This is a genomic window from Micromonospora sp. WMMD987 (assembly GCF_029581435.1).
In the GTDB taxonomy this organism is placed as follows: Bacteria; Actinomycetota; Actinomycetes; order Mycobacteriales; family Micromonosporaceae; genus Micromonospora; species Micromonospora rifamycinica.
Map to the genome: position 1 here is coordinate 1,631,033 of NZ_CP120861.1, position 20,876 is coordinate 1,651,908.

At 66.8% G+C, this 20,876-nt stretch carries 13 protein-coding genes and 2 pseudogenes; 4 read left to right on the forward strand and 11 right to left on the reverse strand.

Features of this window, described 5'->3' with window-relative positions; translation table 11 throughout:
• The first annotated feature begins 21 nt into the window (after positions 1–21).
• The gene (locus O7612_RS07210; RefSeq protein ID WP_282271554.1) at positions 22–438 is read left to right on the forward strand and encodes a very short patch repair endonuclease; all 417 of its coding nucleotides are present in this window, start codon (positions 22–24) and stop codon (positions 436–438) included.
• Here O7612_RS07210 and O7612_RS07215 read toward each other — a convergent pair.
• From O7612_RS07215 to O7612_RS07225, 3 genes are read right to left on the reverse strand one after another with little or no spacing between them, the layout of a single operon-like run.
• On the reverse strand, positions 425–2,170 hold the full coding sequence (locus tag O7612_RS07215; protein WP_282271556.1) for a hypothetical protein: 1,746 nt from the start codon (positions 2,168–2,170) through the stop codon (positions 425–427). The two genes, O7612_RS07210 and O7612_RS07215, sit on opposite strands and share 14 nt — an antisense overlap.
• A gap of 11 nt (positions 2,171–2,181) precedes the next feature.
• Entirely contained in the window at positions 2,182–5,247 is a 3,066-nt protein-coding gene (locus tag O7612_RS07220) for a helicase-related protein (RefSeq protein ID WP_282271558.1), read from the reverse strand.
• Positions 5,244–6,851 (reverse strand): sigma-70 family RNA polymerase sigma factor, encoded by a 1,608-nt coding sequence (locus O7612_RS07225; protein ID WP_282271560.1) that lies wholly within the window; start codon positions 6,849–6,851, stop codon positions 5,244–5,246. Before O7612_RS07225 ends, O7612_RS07220 begins: the two co-directional genes overlap by 4 nt.
• 291 nt (positions 6,852–7,142) lie before the next feature.
• On the opposite strand from O7612_RS07225, the gene O7612_RS07230 reads away from it, so the two are divergent.
• Positions 7,143–8,285: a DNA cytosine methyltransferase gene (locus O7612_RS07230; protein ID WP_282271562.1), complete on the forward strand. Its 1,143-nt coding sequence runs from the start codon at positions 7,143–7,145 to the stop codon at positions 8,283–8,285.
• Positions 8,286–8,699: 414 nt separating this feature from the next.
• On the opposite strand, the gene O7612_RS07235 is transcribed toward O7612_RS07230, so the two are convergent.
• The 5 genes and pseudogenes from O7612_RS07235 to O7612_RS07255 all read right to left on the reverse strand — a co-directional run bounded on the left by O7612_RS07235 (position 8,700) and on the right by O7612_RS07255 (position 13,112).
• Positions 8,700–10,208: a PIN-like domain-containing protein gene (locus tag O7612_RS07235; RefSeq protein ID WP_282271564.1), complete on the reverse strand. Its 1,509-nt coding sequence runs from the start codon at positions 10,206–10,208 to the stop codon at positions 8,700–8,702.
• Positions 10,209–10,259: 51 nt separating this feature from the next.
• Complete coding sequence (locus tag O7612_RS07240; protein ID WP_269749284.1) at positions 10,260–10,883, reverse strand: DUF6361 family protein; 624 nt, start codon at positions 10,881–10,883, stop codon at positions 10,260–10,262.
• Complete coding sequence (locus tag O7612_RS07245) at positions 10,846–11,616, reverse strand: DUF429 domain-containing protein (RefSeq protein WP_067303746.1); 771 nt, start codon at positions 11,614–11,616, stop codon at positions 10,846–10,848. The genes O7612_RS07240 and O7612_RS07245 overlap by 38 nt, the downstream gene beginning before the upstream one ends.
• 490 nt (positions 11,617–12,106) lie before the next feature.
• A pseudogene (locus tag O7612_RS07250) lies at positions 12,107–12,244 on the reverse strand (IS256 family transposase); the annotation flags it as partial.
• 17 nt (positions 12,245–12,261) lie between these two features.
• Positions 12,262–13,112, reverse strand: a pseudogene (locus O7612_RS07255) (IS5 family transposase).
• A gap of 421 nt (positions 13,113–13,533) precedes the next feature.
• Here O7612_RS07255 and O7612_RS07260 point away from each other — a divergent pair.
• Together O7612_RS07260 and O7612_RS07265 are read left to right on the forward strand one after the other, a co-directional pair.
• Positions 13,534–14,832 (forward strand): hypothetical protein, encoded by a 1,299-nt coding sequence (locus tag O7612_RS07260; RefSeq protein WP_282271570.1) that lies wholly within the window; start codon positions 13,534–13,536, stop codon positions 14,830–14,832.
• The gene (locus O7612_RS07265; protein ID WP_282271572.1) at positions 14,829–15,482 is read left to right on the forward strand and encodes a hypothetical protein; all 654 of its coding nucleotides are present in this window, start codon (positions 14,829–14,831) and stop codon (positions 15,480–15,482) included. Before O7612_RS07260 ends, O7612_RS07265 begins: the two co-directional genes overlap by 4 nt.
• 177 nt (positions 15,483–15,659) lie before the next feature.
• Here O7612_RS07265 and O7612_RS07270 read toward each other — a convergent pair whose 3' ends face one another.
• The 3 genes from O7612_RS07270 to O7612_RS07280 are packed head-to-tail and all read right to left on the reverse strand — an operon-like array spanning position 15,660 to position 20,659.
• Positions 15,660–19,082 carry an NUDIX domain-containing protein gene (locus tag O7612_RS07270; RefSeq protein ID WP_282271574.1) on the reverse strand — a complete coding sequence of 1,141 codons (3,423 nt, stop codon included), beginning with the start codon at positions 19,080–19,082 and terminating at the stop codon, positions 15,660–15,662.
• A 39-nt stretch (positions 19,083–19,121) separates the two neighbouring features.
• Positions 19,122–19,742 carry a hypothetical protein gene (locus O7612_RS07275; protein ID WP_282271578.1) on the reverse strand — a complete coding sequence of 207 codons (621 nt, stop codon included), beginning with the start codon at positions 19,740–19,742 and terminating at the stop codon, positions 19,122–19,124.
• Positions 19,739–20,659, reverse strand: coding sequence for a CehA/McbA family metallohydrolase (locus tag O7612_RS07280; RefSeq protein ID WP_282271580.1), 921 nt, complete (start codon positions 20,657–20,659; stop codon positions 19,739–19,741). Before O7612_RS07280 ends, O7612_RS07275 begins: the two co-directional genes overlap by 4 nt.
• Between the last annotated feature and the right edge of the window lie 217 nt (positions 20,660–20,876).

A 20,876-nucleotide genomic window follows, 5' to 3' on the forward strand; every position in this document is an offset into this window, starting at 1 on the left:
AGTATGGTCCGAAAGTCGACTGTGCCGATACCGCTCGACGCCGCCACGTCGGTCCGCATGCGCCGCCAGCCCCGCACCTCCACCAAGCCCGAACTGGCACTCCGTCGTGAGCTGCACCGGCGAGGGCTGAGGTTCAGGGTCAACCACTCGGACCTGCCCGGGCGGCCTGACGTGGCCTTCAGCCGTGCCAAGATCGCCGTCTTCGTCGACGGTTGCTTCTGGCACCGCTGCCCGCAGCACGGAACCGTCCCCCGCAACAACCGCGAGTGGTGGCAGGCCAAGCTCGACCGCAACGTCGCCCGCGACCGCGCCAAGGACGTCGCTCTCGCCGAGTTGGGCTGGACCGTGCTGCACGTGTGGGAGCACGAAGCCATCGGCGCCGCCGCCGACCTGGTCCAGGCCGAGTGGCGACGCCGGGTGACGACTATCGGGCGGTGACCGAGGTACGCAGGAAGCCGCCCTTCCCGAACAGCACGCCACGGTCGAGGAACCGGTTGAAGAACCGGCACGACGGCTCACCGAGGTGGACGCAGGCAGTGCAGGCGCCGCTGCCGATGCTGCAGCCCGGGTCCAGGGGGCACCGGTGCTCGGCGTCGACGAAGGCGGTCAGCAGGGCGTCGAGGTTGGACTCGAAGACCGCCTGCATTCCGCCGAGCACGAAGTCACCACGGGCTGCGGCGTACACGACGAAGCCGAGGTGCTCGGGCACCAGGTACTCGCTGAGCGCGTCGCGTTCGATGCCCGCGAACACCGCAGTCTGCCGGATGAACCTGTGCGTGTAGGTGTGGATCAACTTGAGCACGTCGGAGCCGACCGACTCCACGGTGGGATCGTCTCGCTTGGTGGGGACGACCGCCGACTCCAGGATCGCCACGCGCGCCGCGAGGGCATCGGTCGACTCGGAGGTCCAGCCGGGAAGGCGGTGACCTCGGCCGGACAACCATGTCGCCACGCGTGCCGGGTCCAGGCGGATCAGGAAGGCCTCGGTTTCCGCCAGGTTGCCGTAGAGCCGGTAGCCGCTGCGCTTGCGCCGGAACGGCACCAGTCGGCACTTCGACGGATCGTCCTCGCCACGGGTGTAGCCGTACATGGCGTTGAGTACCGGGAACTTGTCGACCAGGTCGAGGCCGTCGATGCCGGCCCGCTGCAGCGCGGGCGGATAGTCCTCCCGGTAGCGCCTTTCGAGCGGATCGTCGGACTCGGGTGCGTGGAGGGCCGTCGTCGGCATCCGACTTTCCGCCAGGGCCATCGCGATGTCGACGGCGGCCCGCTCGGCCACTTCGCGACGTTGCGGCGACAACCGGTCGACAGGGTGGGCGCCGGCCTTGGCCAACTGGCCCCCCGCCTCGGCCAGGTTTGCCATCTGCTCCGCGATGTCCGGAGCCATGCCACTGGAGATCAACTGTCCGACGAGTTCCTCGCGGGTCTGCTTCGCGGTCACGTCGGCGGGTCGAACTGCGTTCAGGCCCTCGACCACCCAGACGAGAGCCTTTCGGGGGCCGCCCGCGAGCTTCAGGTTCTCGCGGTGCTCCGGACGCGGCGGATTGATCAGCACCATGCCGCGGGGCACGTAGACCATCCGGGCCTTGTGAACGTTCCACCGCACGGTGCCGTCACCGCACGCGCACTTGCGCCCGTAGCCGAGCCCTTGCATGGTCTCCGTTCGGCAGGTCGGGCAGACGAAGCGGATGTCCGTCGCCTTGGCGCTCTTCGGGATGACCACCTGTACGTCGTCGTGTTGAGGGCAACGTCTGATCCAGGGCTCCGTGACGGCTCCGCACTCGTGCACGCCGACGAAGTGCAGCTGTCCCCACGCTCGTTTGCCGCACTTGCAGCGGGCTTCCTCGGACTTTCCGATGCGCTTGCAGGCCCGACACAACCAGACTCGCGGGTACCGCTCCACCGTGACGCCACGGCGCTCGTCGAGTTCGACCACCTCCACCGGCACCTTGTGCAGCAAGTCGGCGGCCATGCCGCTGTCCTTGTCGTGGGCGCTCCAGGCGCCGATCTCGTTCAGCAGGCTCCAGCGAACCCGCTCGGAGTCGACATCGATCGGACTCGGCGCCGACCACTCGTCGACCCGGTAGATGTCACCGCGCAAGTCGACCGTCTGAGCTGGCAGGAATGTCCGCAGGATCTGGCTGCCACTGCGGGATCCCAGGATCGTCATCTCGTCCGCCTTCAGTCGTGGATCGGGGCCTGGGCTTCGACGTCGCGCAGGCTCGTCATCGGAGACGGGCTGCCGATCTGGCCGATGAACCTGGCCTTGCTGGCAGGGTCCTCAAGGTCGGCGAACCACTCCTGAACCCATTCGACGATCTGCTGCTGGTGCAGAGAATCCTCCGGCCCGTCGAACCCGAGGACCGCTGCGACCGACGCCGCTTCGTCGGCCGGAGTGAGCCCGGCGTCGCGAGCGTACTGTCGGAGCTTCACCGGCGTGCTCAGCCGCTGCTTGCTGGCCGGCTCCACGAGCATCAGTATCCGCGCCGCCACCACACCGGGCATCGTGAGGGCCAGCACCCGCCTGCTGCGACGGGTGATCGGAATGGCGTCGACGAACCGGTCGCCCTGGCTCACGTACTTGTCGAAGTGGCGGAACGTCTGGGCGTCACGCTCACGACCGATCTTGTGAAGGACGTACACCAGACCGGGGTACCGACGACCGACGCGAGCCGTGGTCTGGATGAACTCGGCCGTGGTCAGCGGAAGACCCAGCATGACCATCGTGTTGAGCCGGTCGACGTCGACACCGTGGGACAGCATCGAGCTGGCGGCGATCACGTGGATGCGGTCCTCGAACGCGTCCTCCGGCTTCTCCAACCGCTCCAGGATGTTCCGGACCTCGTCGAAGTCGGTCTGACCGGTCAGCTGCTCGACGTTGATGCCGTCGACGGTGTTGTTGCTGCCGAGGCTCCGGCCGGCGGCCTCCACGTCGTAGAGAGTCGACCCGTAGACGACGTCGGTGCCGTAGATGCTCAGCAGCTTCTCCGCGTGCCCCGGATCGATCCCGGCTTCCGCACACACGGTCTTCGGGTCGTTCAGCAGCTCCCGGACGCATCGCTGCAGGGCGTCCAAGGTCCGGTCGCTGACGTGCTCCAGCGTGACGCCACGCGGTGCCACGGCGACGAAGCGCCGTAGTTCGGCGGTGACCGGCGCGGTCCAGAAGGACTCGCCTGCTCGGGGCCCCGGCTGCGGGAAGACTCGCCCCTTGCGCCGATACAGGATCCTGACCTGATGGTCGTACCCGGTCAGGGTCGCACTACTAGCGACGATCTTGGCGCGGGTGCCGCACAGCTTGTCCTGCAGATGGTCCAACAGACTCTCGTAGTGCGAGTCGACCGCGCCCAGGCTGTCGCGTAGCAGGTGCAGCTCGTCCTGCAGGCGAAGCGACGGACCGAACCGCTCCGCGGCCATTGGCAGCGCCTTGAGGGTGCCTTGGCAGTCGGGAACGAGGCAGCCGTTGGGGGACTTCGACCGGGTCGAGTAGGTGAACCCGTGCCACTCCTCGGAGCAGAGCTTCTGCGGCGGACCGATGAGCCCTCGCATGGCCTGCTGCAGGCCGATCGACGCCGCCTTGTCGAGCGTGCCGACGACCACCGTCGGCAGGAAGCGGAACACCTCCTGGTCGACGACGTAGACCGGTAGCGGACCCCGCTGCCAGGGGCACGCCTGGTTGGTGCAGTGGTGCTCCAGCTTCCATCGCTTCCGGTCGAACTTCATGCTCAGGCGTTCGTCCCGGCAGAACGGGCAGTGCAGCAGCACCCGGTACTTCTCCGGCATTCCCGGGCTGTCCGGTCCGATCTCGTCGTTCTCCGGCTTGGGAACGATCTTGTTCGGGGTGCCGGCCTGACCGACGAGGAAGCCGAGACTGAACGGAGCGCTACGCCGGAGATCATCCTGTTGCCGGCGGACCAGTTCCGCCCCAGCGAGCGCATCGGCGAAACGCTGGGTCTGCTGCAGGCTCAGCAGGCGTAGCGGGAAGCGCGACCACGCGGTCACACCCGTACGCTTCCCGGTCAAACGGTCGAAGAACGCCGTGGTCAGCAGGAGACCCAGATACGTCTCGGTCTTGCCACCGCCGGTCGCGAACCACACGGTGTCGACGTGATCGGCCTCCTCAGCCGGCTCGGCGAGGAACCGGATGGCGGAGAGCAGGAATCCCACCTGGAACGCGCGCCACGTACGGTAACCACGCCCCTTGGCGCTCAGCCCGATCGCCTCGTTCATGAGCTGGAACGAGCGTCGGATCTCCGGGCGCGTCCGGACCAGCTCCAGGCCGGCACGCAGCCGGGCGAGCTCGTCGAACACGTCGGCAGCCGACCGGTCCGCTTCGGCGCGCATCGCATCCGTCCAGCCATCGGCCAGGTGGCGTTCGTCCAAGGCGACCGTGGACCAGTGCGTTTGGTCGTACTCGTCGAGTGCGTCCACCAGGTCGGTGAGGACCGGGATCGGATCGGCGGCGAGACGAGCAAAGGAAAGATCGGGCTCGGGACGAGGGCTGTTCCAGTACTCCGGCCGGAAGGTCTGCACACCGACGGTGTCAGTGGTACGGAACACCCCGGGAGCCACCACCTCGACGCCCACGTTGATGCCGTATGCCGGCACCCGCCGGTCGTAGCGGAAGCTGTCCGGCAGGGCCTCCAGCTCGAACGGCACCGTGCCGAGCCCCGCCACCTCCAACTGCGTCTCGTAGAGATGGGAATCGGTCAGCCCCGGGGCCTTCTGCGGGCTGGTGTTCACCAGCTGCACCACCAGTTCGGGACTGCGGTGCCAGTCCTCGATTTCGACGCGTACCTCTGCGCACAATCCGGGTGCACCGACCGCTGCGAAAGCACCCTCCAACTGCTTGGCACCGAAGGTCCCCCCGGCCGCGTCGACGACGAGCGGGACCTTCTCCTCGACCAGACCGCTCCTCCACCACCGGCGCTCGGGATCGGGACCGTCCTTGGGATCCTTCACCCATGCCCGAGCCCGTACCGTCACCGTCGCCGACCACGGTGCCGGCCCCTCCGGACGGAACCGGACACCGATCGCGCACGGGTCCAGGCGCTCCGACCGGTCGTCGCCCACACCCTTGCGAACCTCGTCCTCGCAGGCCAATCGGCCGAGCCAGAACGTTCCGGAGGGCGCTACCTCCAACCGTTCCAGACCGTCACCCCGGCCAGCCGCCACCACCCGACCATCCAGCCAAGTGACGAATCGGTCGCACGCCTCCGCCAGCGGCTGACCCTTGCCGTAGCTCGTCACGTCTTCTCCTCGTCACCACTCCGGGAAACCACGGCCAGGGGTGCCTCGGTCACGTACGCGCGCAGCGCCGCCGCGGCCGGGTGCTCCCGAAGCGTCTTCAACGCCTTCGCCTGAATCTGTCGGATCCGCTCGCGGGTGACACCGTAGTGGGCTCCGATCTCGTCGAGGGTTTCCTGCTCGTAGGTGCCGAGGCCGAACCGTCGTCTAAGCACGCACACGGCTCGCTCCGGCAGCGCCTGCCGCAGGGTGTACTCGACGTCCGCATGGAACATCGCATGGCAGACGATCTCCGCCGGGTCCGTGCGGCCGTCACGCTCCTGCTCGGCGACGAGGAGGTCCGACCGACGTAGGTCGCCCTCGTCACCGAGTAGATCGTCGAGACTGACCTCTGGACGTGAGTGGTCCAACGTCGCCTGCACCTTGCCGGGATCCAGTCCCGTCTCGTCGGCGAGTTCCGACAGCGTGGGTGCCCGATCGAGTCGCGCCGTGAGTGTGCGGACGGCCTTGTCGACCTTCCGCATCTGCTCCATGAAATGGACGGGTATGCGGACCGTGCGGCCGTAGTTGGCGATGCCGCGTTCGATGTGCTGCCTTATCCACCAGGTCGCATAGGTCGAGAACTTGTATCCCTTGGAGCCGTCGAAGAGGTGGGCCGCGTGCATCAGTCCCAGGTTGCCCTCCTGGATCCGGTCGGCGAACTCGAGACCCCTGCCGTCGTACTGCTTGGCTTTCGCGATCGACACCACGAGCCGCAGATTCGCACACACCAGCTCGGCGTGCGCTTCACGGCCTTCCTCGATCCGGTGACGCAAGGCTCGCCGCTCCGCGCGCGACAGTTCGCCCCACCCGACTTCGAGTGTGCGTCGTGCCGACTCGCCCTGCTTCATCAGCGACCACAGTTCCACCTCACGCTCGGCACCGATCAGCCGGTACCGGCCGATGGTCCCCAAATACTGCCGGATCGTGTCCCCGTGCAGTTCGTAGCCCTTCACGGCGGATCTGGCAGGACGCGTGTCGGCGGCAGCGGGCAACTCGACGCCGGCTTCCTCCAGCAGACGCAGCAGTTCGCCGTGTTGTCCTGCGGACAGTGCCCGTCGTGTCGCGACCAAGGCGACCTCGGCGCGCGTCAGCTTCCCCCCGGTGCGAGACCAGTCACCGAGTAGATCCTCGAACGCCACCCCCACCGCCCCGTCGGATGCCGACGAGACTGGCTGCTCGGGAGCATCACCGAACAGCCAGTCCGGGCCGTCGTCAGCCGTCGCCTCGTCCGGCGACTGCCCCGGGGCCGCCCCACTTGCAGTCGAGAACTCGTGCGGTTCACCTCCAGCCACGTGGCTTCCGGCCACGTCCGCGGGTGCGAGGTCGGGCGACATGGAAGGCTGGACCACGGAACCGCTCGACGAAACCGCCTGGTAACCCGACGCTCGCTGCCTGGTCAATACCATCAGCAGGTCATCGACATCTCCGTGAGTCAGGCGATGGCGAGCGACGAACGCCGTGACCAGGGACTGCACCCGGTTCCTGTCGTGGCGATCGACGATCTCTCGCAACTCGTCGACCAGGGCTGGCGGAAAGCTGGTGGAAGACCGTGTGGCCGTAGCCATGAATCCCTCCCCCTCTACGAGGATCCGAGCGTAGAGCCGGAGTGTGACAAAGCAGGCGAATCGAACATGCGTTCTAGCTACGACGGGGTCTCGACCCTCCGATCGTGACGGTGGCGCCCTGGCATCGGTCGGGATCAGATGCGAGCATTCCTATCAGTCGACCAGCACTCCGGAGCCATCCCTGTCGTGTAGCTGTCCGTGATCCGACCATCCGCCGCCGAACCGGGGTCGAAAGTACGACCCTCGAAGCCAGTCGGTGCCGGTGCTCGTCGACCCACTACAGTCGCTGGCATGGCCCCGCGTACCGTCAAGATCTCTGCAGTCGACCTGTTCTGCGGCGTGGGGGGCCTGTCGTACGGGCTCAAGAAGGCTGGTGTCGGTATCGCTGCAGGTTTCGACATCGATCCGGCCTGCGAGTATCCCTATCAGGCCAATGTCCGCGCCCCCTTCCGCAAGAAGGACGTACGCGACCTAGACGCCGATGAACTCAGCGCGATGTGGCCGAAAGGGGCGATCCGTGTGCTGGCTGGATGTGCACCCTGCCAGCCGTTCTCCTCGTACCGCCGCGGCACCGACACGTCGCAGGAAGCACAGTGGCCATTGATCGACGAAGTCAGTCGTCTGGTCCAGGGTGCCATGCCCGAGGTCGTCACCATGGAGAACGTTCCCCGCATCGGCAGCACTCCGATCTTCCAGACATTCGTCGCCAAGCTCGAGGAACTCGGCTACCGGGTGCGGTACGAGTCTTGCTACTGCCCGGCCTACGGAGTGCCCCAACAGCGACGGCGTATGGTTCTCGTCGCCTCTCTCCTCGGCGAGATCCGCGTACCCAAGGGTGGAGTCGGGGTAGCCGACTACCCTACCGTCGAACAAGCCATCGGCGATCTTCCACCCCTTCGGCATGGTGAGACCGACCCTGCTGATCGTCTCCACAAGAGCCGTAGCCTGACTCCGATCAACCTGGAGAGAATCAAGAGTTCGAAACCAGGCGGCACCTGGGAGGACTGGCAGGAAGAGCTCCGCGCACCCTGTCATCGTAGGTCGTCAGGATCCACCTTCCGCAACGTCTATGCCCGCATGGTGTGGAACGAGCCGTCACCCACCATCACGACACTGTCCTACAACTTCGGAGCCGGTCGCTTCGGCCATCCTGAACAGGACCGGGCCGTCTCACTGCGCGAAGCCGCGATCCTTCAGAGTTTCCCGCCTGACTACGAGTTCGTCGCTCCCGGAAAGCCGGTGCAGTTCGCTCCTCTTGGGCGGCTCATCGGCAATGCGGTGCCGCCGAAGCTGGCTGAAGCAGTGGGCGCAGCGATCGTCCAGCATGTAGAAACCGTCAAAGCGTCGATCCGACCAACACGACGGGGTGCCAAATCTCGGCCTTTCTCGGCTAACGTGCCTAGTTCCGTCCCGGTGTCCACGGCCGTCGCATGAACTGTTCTGCGTAGCGTTGGCGGAGGTGAACCGGCAGGTCGTATGGTACCGCCCGGCCTGCAGAAGACCGGTGCACCTGGTGCGACGAAAGTCGTTCGAGCCAGCCACGATCGACCAATGTCGCACCCTGGCTTTGGGTGTCATGTTGCGTGCCTGCCCCATCGGGCCAGTCCGCGAGTGCGCGGAGTGGCAGTGGGGATGCCCGGTCTACCAAACCGTATTCCGAAGTATTTCGGCTCCATTGCAGGGTGGCCGGTGTTGACAGATTCATAGGGGCCGCTAGCCCTTGTGGACGCGGCTGGACTTCGCGGAGTCACAGGCGGCGACAGCAACTATCGCTGCCCGCGTCACTCGGACTTGCAAGGCCGTCGCAGACGTTCCGTCGCGGCGGTCGGCCATCTCAGGTCGATTGGCCTAGGAGCGCCGGATGAACTCGACCGTTTCAGTCTCGATCCGTACACCGCGAGCCTTGAATCCCGCCGATGCTACCGCTTTGCCCAATGAGTTTTGCGGGGAGTACCAGTAGGGGAGGTGCTTGCGGGCAGAGGGTGCGAGCGTGTCGCCGAGGATGTCTTCGATCTCACCGAAAGTCATCGATGTCGACTCGCTGTCCAGCGCCGCCAGATAGTCAGCAAGGGGTTGGTACTTGCCGGCCGCTTCTGTATCCAGCCCTGGGCTGGGCGGTGTTGAGTTCGGATCGAGGATGTCCACGACCTCCGACGGGATTCGGATGGCACTCAAGGCACCTGCGTCGATGTAAACCGGCTTCATCATCGGTGTGACGGAGGGCGGCAGGATCCTCGCGGCCTGCAGGTCGCCGGTGATCCGGGTGGTTGGGCGGGTGATCCCGCGCAGCATGCGATCCTCGCGGTAGCCGCAGAGGGTATAGATGTCTTCGCGACTGATGGTGCCGCCTGCGGACGCGGCGGCAGTGATCACGTCGGCCAGGTCGCTTCGTCCTTCGCCGCGTAGCTTCTGAAGCAGCATGTCCACCGCTTCAGCCGTCCACTTGCCAGGCTCATTGATGTCTGCACGGTTGACGTCGGCGTCTCTGGCGGACTCGGGATTGACCTCGACATCGAGAGCCTGGGATCGGTTCAGCAGGTCACTGGCCCGCATCAGGAACAGGCGGTGCCCCGTGCTGTCGAAGAACTCTTTCGTCATCTCCTGTCGCGGGCCGATCATGTCTGGTCCACGGCGCCACCACCAGTCCTCCTTCTCGTCGTTCGTGACGATGATGAGGTCCATGTCCCGCGCTTTCGCCTCGTGGCATGCCTGTCGGTAGACGAGGAAGTCGCCGGCAGCACCCTCTGGATACTGGTCGCCCTTTTCTGCGTCTAGATAGCCTGGAGGAATGAGTTCGTCGACGCGCTGATTGCCCTCGGCGATCAGGGCGTCCCAGACCTTGTCCTCGGGGCGTGGGAGGACCCTGCCGGACAAGAGCTCGGAGAGTCTGCTCAGTACCGGGTCCGCGTCGGCCGGTGTGGAGGGGTGAACGCGGTCGGGCGTGGCTCGGTCGATCGCGTCTCGCAGGCGTTGGAACACGCCGTCGATGTCAAGATGCAAACGTTGCAGTTCGGCGTCGTCGATGGCCAGGTGCTTCGACCAGGTCTCGAGAGCCCGCGCTGCCGTTGCCCGGCTCTTCTCCAAGGCGGCGCGCGCTTCTCCCGTTGCTTGTTCAGGATTGCCGATGGCCCGAAGCCGATTGCGGTGGAACTCGCGCATTGCCTGGTACGGAACGACGAGACGGTCACCGAGCTTCTCGAAGATCGTCAACAGGTCCGCCGTCGTCCGAGCGTTGTAGCGGTAGAGGTTGAGAAGTACGTTTGCGTCTACCGCGACTAGCGCGGTGGTCAACGCCTGGCGCGACTCGGCCTCGCTTACCACTCGATAGCCTTCGAACCCGTCGAACAGCCCAACCATCTATGACCTCCCCAAGACGGACCTCATTGTTATCGATCCCATGGTGCAGTCCTATGGGCCGAGCGGCCGATTGTCGGTCTCCTGGTCCGCGCTTGTGGTCAGGCGGCCGAAGCGCAGCACGTTCCGAGCCAGGGAACGCGATGCCTGGCACTCTGCTGGCGCACCTGCTCGATCCCGCCCTTCATCCTGGGTCGGATGGTGATGCGCGTGGGACGACCCGGTGGCACTGGCCGAGCCGGAGTCGATCTGTCGATGATCCGCTTGTGCAGCAACGGCGTAGATGTTCGAGGGCAGGGTGCGGACCCCGACTCCGGCGCGCCTGCCGATCATGCCCTCCGTGTCGCTGCCGCGCAGCAGCGCGGCGATCACCTTCCGCTCGTTGCGGTCGACCCGCGCGGCGAGGCGGTCACCACGTAGCCCACGCTTCTGCGCCTCCTGGTAGCACCAGGGCACGATCAACAGATACCGTGCCCGGTTCTGCAGGACCGACGTGCCGGGGAACAGCAGGTCGCTGAAAGCGTCGCGGACCTGGCCGGCGCCCAACTCGTCCCGGCTCTCCGTGTCGCTGAAGAGCTTGAGCAACTCGCGCATGCGTTGCTGGTCCTCGCGAGACGTGTCCAGCCAACTCAGCCCGAGGTCATGAGCGCCTCCCGCCGGCGCCGGTGCCGTCGACAAGGTCGCTGAGCGGCCCCGTGGGCAGGGCGATCCAGCCCTCGGTCCCTGCGACCTGCCGCTGCTCGTCGTCGGGTCGGGTCGCCCTGCCTGTCGCGGCGGCACGTGCGTTGAGGGCCGCGACGACCGCGTCGAAGGCGTCGTGGCTGCGTCGACACAGCGCATCGGAAGCGCCCAGTTCCAGCCAGGGTGCGGCCGCGCAGAGCGCGGTCACGAGGTCGGCATGCTGCGTCTTCTGGCCCCGTCCCTTGTAACCGCGGTACGTCAACCCCCAGCGGCATAGGGCCGCAACTGGGTAGACCTCGACGAGTTTGCCGTCGCCGCACCGGTCGACGTCATGGCCGGCGGCGGCCAGCATCGCCAACAGCCCGGCACCCCGGAAAGCGGCATGAGCGATCCGGTCCGCGGCGACGCTGAGCGGAATGATGCCCGTCGTCTCGCGTACCACCTCGTCGGTCAACCGGTAGGCCAGATGACGCCGCCATCGCGCGGCATCGCCGTCGGCGATGGTGACGTGGCCGGACCGGTGGGCCGTGACGAGCGCGACGAAGGGTTCCGGCCAGCCGAGCGGGCAGTCCAGCCCGACCTTGTCCGCGTCCTGGCTGGCCTTGACGATCTGGGCGTCGCCCACGTCGAGGACCACGTCTCGCACCACTGCGCGATCCGACAGCCATTCGATGGTCGCCATCGCCGTACGTTTGTCCGCCGCTGCGAGGTCGACGCCGAGGGTCAGCACCGCAACACTCTAGGTGCCGACCAAGCGTCGAGACATGGCTCGACCGACCGTCGTTGTAGGACGTTCAGGTACGCGTGGCCCCCGATCGGTGAGTGAGAGCGGGCCCAGCCAGTGTGAGTGGTTCTGCGCCAGCATGGCCCAGGGCCTACCGTGATCCGTGGCCAGCCTTTTTGTCATGATCCATGCGGTGTCTCCGTGGGTGCTCGCGCGCGATGGGACGGGGCCAGCGCGCGATGGACTGGGCTGGACGCCGTTCTGTGAAGCTGGGGCCTGACCGCGAACAGATGGACTCACGCGGCCCCGTTGGACCAGACGACTCGACCAAGATCAACCTCTTAATCCGCGGGTTCGGGGTTCGAGTCCCTGGCGGCGCACCACCAAAAAGGCTCTGACCTGGGGTTTCACCCGGGGTCGGAGCTTTTTGGTGTTGCTGTTGGTCACGTCCGCGCTGGTGGTGTAAGAGACGGTCATTGCGTGATCCGGTCTGATGTTATGCGGCGATCGGTGCCGCGTTGGTGTGGTCGGTGTCGTGTTGGCTGCTGTTGACGGTGATCAGGCGGGCTTTGGTGAGGAGTTCCAGGCCCATGTAGCGGCGTCCTTCGGTCCATTCGTCGGTCTGTTCGGCTAGGGCGCGTCTTCAAAGGTTCACAACCATTGGAGTAGCGCGGCGATGGTGACGGTGGCCTGGTAGGACGAGGCGGTCTTGTCGTAGCGGGTGGCGACGCTGCGGCACTGCTTGAGCCGGTTGAAGCAGCGTTCGACGACGTTGCGCCGTTTGTAGAGCTGCTTGTCGAACGCCGGTGGCCGGCCGCCTCGGCTGCCTCGCCGGCGGCGGTTGGTCTGCTGGTCGGCGCGTTCGGGGATGGTGTGCCCGATGCCGCGCCGGCGCAGGTCCGTCCGGATGGCTTTGGAGCTGTAGCCCTTGTCGGCGATGACATGATCCGGGCGGACGCGGGGTCGGCCGGGTCCCGGCCGCGCGACGCGGATGGCGGCCATGACGTGGGTGAAGCGGGTGCAGTCGTTGACGTTGCCGCCGGAGAGCACAAACGCCAGGGTCCGGCCCAAGCCGTCGCAGGCGAGGTGAATCTTGGTGGTCAGTCCACCTCTACTTCGACCGAGGGCGTGATCTTGTGGTTCGTCCGTTTCTCGGTGCCCCCTTGAGCGCCCGCGGCGTGCTGGTGTGCCCGCACGATGGTCGAGTCGACCGACACCAGCCAGTCGATGTCACCGGCCCTGTCCGCGTCCGCTTGGACACCGGCGAGCATCCGCTCGAACGTGCCATCCAATGCCCACCTGCGGAACCGGGTGTAGATCGACTGCCAGGACCCGTAGCGGGCGGGCACGTCCCGCCACGCCGCCCCGGCCCGGATCTTCCACACGATCCCGTTGAGCACCCGCCGGTCATCGACACGAGGCCGACCACCGGTTACCGCCGACGGCAGATACCGCGACAGGGCTTCCCACTCGACGTCCGACAACTCGTAGCGACGACCCACGCGCTACATCATCCGACACCAAGATCCTTTGAAGACACCGCCTAGCGGCTTCGATCATCGCCGTTATCTGCCGCTGCCAGGGTCGGTCTTCGGCGTGGCACTCATGGGGGGTGGGCCCTCTTCGCATCCGGGGTGGCCTGTGTCGGACCGCTCTGGCACGCTGGCGTGGCAGTGACACAGGGCGACCTTTCGGTAACGGAGGATCGCGGACGTGGAAGAGCCGGAGGACCGCCAGCGGCGGCTCGGGATGGGCGCGGTGGGACAGCTGCTGGGCGTGCCCCGGCTGACCGTGTGGTGGTGGGTTAAGACCGGGAAGCTGACCGCGACCGGTATTGACGACGGCCAGCCATGGTGGTCCGAAGACGACGCTTACGCGTGGGCGCTGAGCCGGCGCGGAGACCGGTGGTCGGGACGAGTGCCGGTGACGGCCTGGTCGCCGGTGCCGTATGGCACCGCCTTCATGCGCGCGGTGGAACTGCCTGGGGCGGTCGCCCTGGTCTGGCACACCCCGCAGGGTCCGGTCCACCTGGTGTGGCCGCTACCCACCCGTCAGCGGATGCCGCACCAGCACCGGCGGTGGGTCGAACAGCTCGCCCCGCGCGGTGAGGGTGCGGTGGTCGTGGTGTCGGGCGGGTTCTCCCTGCGGCACGGGCCGGAACTCAAGGCCCTGCTGCCCGGCCTGCCTGATCGCACCTACACCCCGACCTGGCTCGACCTGGCAGGGGTGCTGGGTCAGCCGCTGCCGTGGTGGCCGCTGACTCTGCGGGACAAGCAGTTGCTGCTGGACTGGGAGCCGTCGACGGACACGGTCACCGCGATGGCCGTTCCTGCGCTGGACACCGGGGTGCTGCTCATGATGGCTTCCACCTACCCCGAAGCCCACCCTGCTGCCCGAGTGCTGGTCAACCTCGCACGTCTCGCACACGCCCAAGCCGCTGCCTCCGCCGAGCAACTCGTCGAGATGGTCGAGAAGGCCAAACTGCCGGACGGGGTGCTGCGGATCGCGGCACGGCCGCTGCCGGTGCCCGAAGCCGGCCTGGACGACATCGAACCCACCCAGCGTCGGGCCGGCTGGCTCGACCTGCTCGCCCGTACCGACGACCTCGCCCGCCGCTGCGTTCGTGAGGTTACCGACTGGGACGCCGGTGCCGACCTGCCCTACAGCAACCCGCAGCAGATCGAGGAAGTCGAGAGCACCTGGGCGTTCAAGTGGACGCAGCGGCTCGTCCCCACCCAACGCACCGCCGCGTTCGAGCTACTCACACGGTCCGGTGAGCCGGGTGACGCCCTGGTCGATCCGGACACCGATGCCCCGGTCTGGCGCAGCGGTGGCGGCGAGTACACCGCTGCCATGCCGCAGCGGCTGCCCGCGACCGCGCCGCTGGCCGAGCTAATCCTCGACGGGCCGGTCTGGATCCGCACCGCTGACGGGAAGGTCTATCCGGCGCCCCGCGACTCCTACTACGGCATCAGCTGGGGCTACGGCGGATCCGGTCCCGGGTCGCTCGCTCTGCTCGTCAACGCGCTGCTCGACGACATCAACGCCCAAGCCCCCGCCGGCATCAACGGCGCACCCGAGGGCCTGGAGGCACTGCTGTCCCGCAAGCTGCCCGAACACACCGTGCTCACCCGCGCCCAACTGGAAGCCGCCCGCCGCGGCGAGCCGGTCATCATCGCCGTCGACGACGTCGACCAGGACGAAGACGAGGACGATGAATGAGCACCGACACCACCACCGTGCCGGCCGGGCCTGCACCGATCGAGGACACCAACGCCAACTGGCCAGCGATGCTCAACGAATGGGCCGGCGACCTCTGGCGCCGCTTCCACCGCACCCGCAACAGCGACGACTGGCCTCCCGAGTGGATTCTGCCGGCGGCCGGTGCCGCCGGGGTACTACTCGTCGCACTCCTGCTGTTCGGGCTAGTCCTTCCACTGCTGCGCTGGATTGGCCGGATCCTCGTCAACGCCGTCGACGGCGGCCTCGACTGGCTGCGTGACTGGAACCTCACCCACGTCGTCCTCGACCCGGTCCGCGACTACCTCACCGCCCACTCCGCAGGCCTGCCCATCGACGCCGAAACGCTGTGGTGGACCTGGTGCGCCGCCGGAGTCGGCCTGTTCGCGTTCGCCTTCCTCTGGCGAGCCGTCGCCGCGCGGCTCGGCTGGGTCCTCTTCGGTGCCGCCACCGTGGCCATGGTCTGGGCCACCACCACCGGCCCAGCCCGCACCACCACCGCCGGCATCGCCGCCCTGTGGTGGATCGTGCTCAGCCTCTTCGCGCTCCGCCGGCCCTGGACCCAGCAACGCATCACCGTCCACCTGCCCGAGTTGCCCTGGCTCGCCCGCATCGCGCAACGCCGCGAGTAGCACCCCCTTGCACACGACAGGGCACCCACCGATCGGTGGGTGCCCTGTCGTGTGCAAGGGGGTCAGCCGGTTGGCTGGCAGTTCCGCGAGCAGGTGCCGAACACGCGGCAGCTGCGGCCGGACATGTGCAGCGCGTCGGTGCTGAGGCATGCGTCGCCGGCCGGGCTGTGCCGTCGGTTACCGAGTCGGCTCCTCATTCTTGCCGGCCTCCGGGCTCGTCATCCGGCGACCTGTCGGTTGGTCGGCGTTGCTTGCGGAAGGTTGTCTGGGCAAGGCTTGCCGTGTGCTTGTCGGAAACGCCTTCGCTGCAGCGGTGGACGCGGATCGCTCGATGGGGCGTGGCAAGGGTTCCTGGGAGTCGATTCGTGGCTGAGAGGGGGCCTCCAACTGGCTGTTCTCCCCTGGTGCATGAGGCAGTGTGGTGATCCTGGAGCTAGGGGTGCGCCAAGCCATGGGTACGTCAGGGCTGTGGATGATCCAGTCGGTGTCGCGGAAGTGGGAGGAGAGGGTTCGGCCGAGCACGGTGGCGTCGAACGGCCCGCTGGACTCGAAGATTCCCAGGGACAGCGGTCTACCCAGCGTCTCTTCCCACCTACGCGCCCAGGTGGCCAGTGCTGGGAGGGTACCCATCGCGGCCTGTTTGTCCAGATATCCGTGGCCGTTCATGAAATCGCCGAGGTAGCGGTGGGTGTGGTGGGTCCGCCAGTACGTTCGAGCAGCCCGGACTATGGCCGTGCTGTTGATGTCGAGGTCGAAGTCGCTGGGTGCTCGTTCGAGGCCGAGGCGCCACATGGCGTCGTATGGACGACGTAGAGGGCGATCAAGGCTCTCACCGAACCAGTTCCGGAGACGCCGCGCCGCGATCGGCTTGGCAGCCAGGTCCTGCTCACGGGGCATCGTCTTGTGGCCCCCGGAGAAGAAGCCAGCGCCGGTTCCCTTCAGGCGAATGTCTACCTGAGATGGGTCTATGCCGTCGCGGTCGAGCGCCTCCAGCATCTCGGTGCCGAACCGCTGGTAGAGCTCCGGGTTCATGCCCATGGGCGCCTGACCGGTGAGCATCCACTTCACCTGGACCGGGTTGATGCCCAGGAAGTCGAGGTCGCGCTTTGTGATGGCGTAGCCGGAATCATCCCGGGGCCACCAGCTTGGTGGCTCCTCGCCGTCGAGGATCCGAATGATCTGACTGTCGATGGGGTCCGCAGGGTCCAGCTGGGTCGTAATGGCGAGGGGACGCCAACGCTCATGAGCGTCCGGCACCGACTCCTTGTCTGTGTTACTCGGAGGGGTTTCCGCGGTACCGTCCAGGGAAGGGGTGCCCAGGGCGACGCTGCTGGCTGCGGTCTGTTCAGCAGTTACTGCCGGGGTGTTGCCGGTGAAGACGCCGTCTAGCGTGACGAGGCTGTCGCCCGGCAGGGTTACCAGCTCCTTCTGTGCGAAGTAGCCTATGCCGGTCATGGGGATGGACAGGACGTCCTGCGCCGGCTTGAGGTCGACCAGGATCACTGCATGGCCGCCACGTTTCTCCAGCCAGTCGGCGACGATCTGACGGTCTGCGGCCCAGCTCGCTAGCGGTCGCTGGCGAGCCTGGAAGGTGTCTCCGACGTTCAGCCCGGCCCAGTGGGGCTGCGCCGCTCCCTCTTTCCAGGTCAGCGCCCGGTAGGCGAGGACCTCGGTGATGCCGCGGCTGGCGAGGGTCTCCTGCGTCATCTCGTACTGGCTGCGGAGGAAGTCCCGCAGTGCGTCGCGGTTGTAGTCGAGTTCCAGGGCGACAGCGTCGCGGGTCTTGGGATCCATCCGCCACTCGAGAACACCTGCCAGCCCGAACTCCTCCTTGGCGGCTTCCTGCATGGCCAGCACCCGCACGTTGTTGTTAGAGCCGTACGACCAGGAACTCATCAGCTCGCTGACCGCGATCCAGCGAACGAGGGTTTCGGCGCGCGGATCGTCCATGCGCACCGCCTTGCTCGAAGCGTGCCCGGGGTCCGCCGGATTGAGTTCGTCGAAACGGAGGACATCGGCTCCCATCGACGGGTACTGCTCGTCGTGCGGCACGAGCACGTACCGGCCGTCGCCTAGCCGGTGTCCCATATCGGTACCGACGACCAGGCCGAACGCCGCGAGAACGAGTTCGGGCGTGGAGGACCGCATCCGGTCAGCGAGGGCCTGAATGGCGATGGTCTTCGCCTGGGGTGTGTCAGTGATCCGCCCGTTGTCGGTCAGCAGCGCCTCGGCGACTTGCTGATGCCGGGTCCTTTCCTGCGAGTCGGGTGGCGGTGCCAGAGGGTAGTGCCGCTCAGGTGCCGGGTCGGGAAGTGTGACCCTCCCACCAGGGGGCCGAGGCAGCAGGGGAGCTGTGCCGACCGCGTGCTCGGCGACCTGACCGAAGCGCTCCATGACAGCGTCGTGCAAGTCGGGCCGACCGAGATCCTCGAAGAGGGGACGTAGGCCGTCGAGCTGCCGTCCCATGATCTCTATTTCGGCAGGGGGGATCGGGTTGTCCACCCAGGAGAACACGTGCGGTTCAACCTGGCGGTAGAAGACGCGGACGAAAGGGTTGTCAGCGTCGGGGAGCGCGCCAGGCGAGATGACTGCCTTGGCTGTGGTGATGAGGCTTTGCCGTTCTCCGAGGAGAACCTGGTCAACGGTGACTCCGTGGGTAGCGGTCAACGCGTAGTAGAGGCCGAGGAACACGCCGTCGCGGGTGGCCGGCATCCCTTCATCTGCCAGGTCAGCGATGCTCCCGTAGCGGGCGGACGCCGGCTCGCCGGGCATGTGATCGGTGTAGAGCCGCTGAGACCCCAGCGGGTATGAAAGCGGGACGCGGGCACCTACCGCTCGGCCGACGTACGCGTCGAGCACCGTGAGCCTGGCGTCTTCGGTCCGTAGGTACTCCTCATACAGGGCGAAGGTGCCATCGCTGAAGGTGACGAGCTCTCTGCGGGAGATGCCTACACCACCGTCAAGCACTTCTCGTGCGAGCGCTTGGGCGCCAGTCGCCGGATGAGCAGGCAGCGGAAGCTCGCCATCGAGTCGCACGGCGGTGGTGGCCGACGGCGTAGGCGACTCGACGGCCAGCACCGCGTCGAGCGCCGTCCGGACCTTCGGCCAGCTCCCCGAAAAGCCAGGATGAAGATTCAGGTCCTGGATTTCCGAGAGTGGCACCCAGGCCAGTGCCATCGATTCACCCTCGACCCCCTGCACCGGTACGGGTCGGTCGAGCGAGACGATGACCGTGTCGTACGACCAGCCGCCGTGGTCATCTCGGACCACCCGCTCGATACGGGCATGGGTGGGATCGAAGTCGCTCTCCTCCGCTGCCTCGCGGAGTGCGGCCTCGGCCGCCGACTCGTGGCTGTCTCGTGCGCCGCCAAGAAGCGCCCAGGTTTCTCCTTGGTCGGTGCTTGCGCCTCGATGGTGCATCAGGACGTGCACTTCGCCGTCGGCCGCACGGTAGACGGGCAGCAACCCGGCGGCACCGAATCGGCCCCAATGTGCGTGTCCCTGAGCACAGTTGACCCAACTGTCGCCAGCCATCGCGGGAAGGACGAGTTCCCGCCTGGCTGCCTCATTGATCGGTTGCTCGCTCACCTTGCCGCCCATCCAGAGGTGAAGCCACGTCTCGTTCTAGCGCTGCTGGATTTACTTGGCTGTGCCGCGTTCGGTGTCTTCGAGGAAGGATTCAGCCTCGTGCTGAAGATCCGCAGGAGCGGCGGACCACGCAGGGCTGCGCATCACCTCCCGAAGCTTGACTGCCTTCACCTCCTTGGGAGCGTTCTTGCGCAGGCCTACGTGTGGCCATAGCTGATCAAGGTCGGTGTAGGGGAGGTCCCACGAGTGGCCGATGGTCGGCTCTGCGGAGCCGGCCGGCTGCCAAGGGGTGACGTGTACTTCGTCGGCGGTGACGGCGGGGGTGATCTCGATGAGGGTGAGACCCAGGCGGTCTACGACGCCGCGGAGCAGTGCCCGGTGGCCTTCGAGCGCACCGGTGGAGGGCGGCTCCCCGTCAAAGAACAGGGTGAAAACCCAGCCGGACTCGCCGGTGCGCGCAAGGTCCAGGACGAGGCGCGTGCCGGTCGTATCGGTGAAGGAGCGGTGAGCGATGCTCTTCGCCGCTCCGGGCCCCTCGCGGCGAGGAGCGTTTTCGAGCTGGAGGGTGCCAATCAGTCGTTGTAGCTGGTCGGATGCCAACTCTCCCTGAGAGAGCACTCGGAGCGCGGGCCAGAGCATGAGAGCGTCCTTTCTCTCGGTTTCGACGATCACGCCGTGGAGGGGGCGCGGCCTGGTGGAAGGTAGATCGGGTTGCTCCAGGCACGCCGGCCGTGGCTGTCCTCGACCGTGACTCGGCACCACCTGCGCTTGAACATCGCGAGCGGCAGGGAGCACTCGGTCAATGCCTCGCCTTGGATAACCCTTGCGCCCGGATCGCCGCCGGTGATCAGCACTTTGCGCACGGGTGAGCAGTGCACCGTGATGAGGTCGTCGTCGAGCTGTACGTCGTGCAGTTCGGGTCCGGTGCTCGAGTAGTAGTCGCCGGATTTGAGGGCGGCGAGAAGTGCCTGCGGGTCGAGGGATTCGGCGCGTACGTGAACCCAGGCCGCGCAGCCTGGAGGGTCGTGGGGCTGGAAGTGGGCGTCGTCGGCAGCGTAAGCGCTAAGCCTGAGTCCTCGGTTGATCAGAACGTCGGTTAGGTGCCAGCTGTCGCCGCGGTCCTCACGTGCTGAGAGCGCGTTGTAGACCTCGACTGCGTGGGCCGCGTCGAGGCTTTCGGCATCGGCGGTCGTGAGCAGCGACGCCGCGGGGTGGGCCATGCCGATGAACGCGCCAGCGGCTCTGGCTCGGCGGGCCAGCTGTGGTGCGCTCTCGTCGGACTCGGGTGGAGGGAAGTCGAGGGGCAGCCCCACCGCCAGGATGTGCCACTCCGAGGAGAACTCCGTGCGTGGGGGGTGCAGTTCGGCACCCAATAGGGTGGTGAAACTGGACGTGCGCAACTGCCGGGTGTCCGTCAACGGGAAGTTGTACTTGGCTCGGAAGTGGTCGGTGATGGCCAGGAAGTCGTAGCCTGCTTCTCGGTAGCGGCGCGCGATCTCCTCGGGAGGTAGGGCTCCGTCTGAGCGGTCGGAGTGGGTGTGAAGATTGCCTCGCCAGAAGCGACCGGGCTGATTGAAGGGGCCAGTCACGTGTATCGCTCGTCGGTCACGTGTCCTCGTTCCAGGTGGGCTGCTGCGACTGTCATCGCGTGCTGTGGTTGGCCTCGTGTCGGCGGACACTGTCGGGTGCGCCTGCGTAGCCGCAGTGCCTGCACCGCATCCACGGGCAGTCGGCGTCGTCCACGGCGGCGTCAGTCACGGATCTTTGCGGACCGAAGCCATGGCGGTGGAGTAACTGGGGCACGGA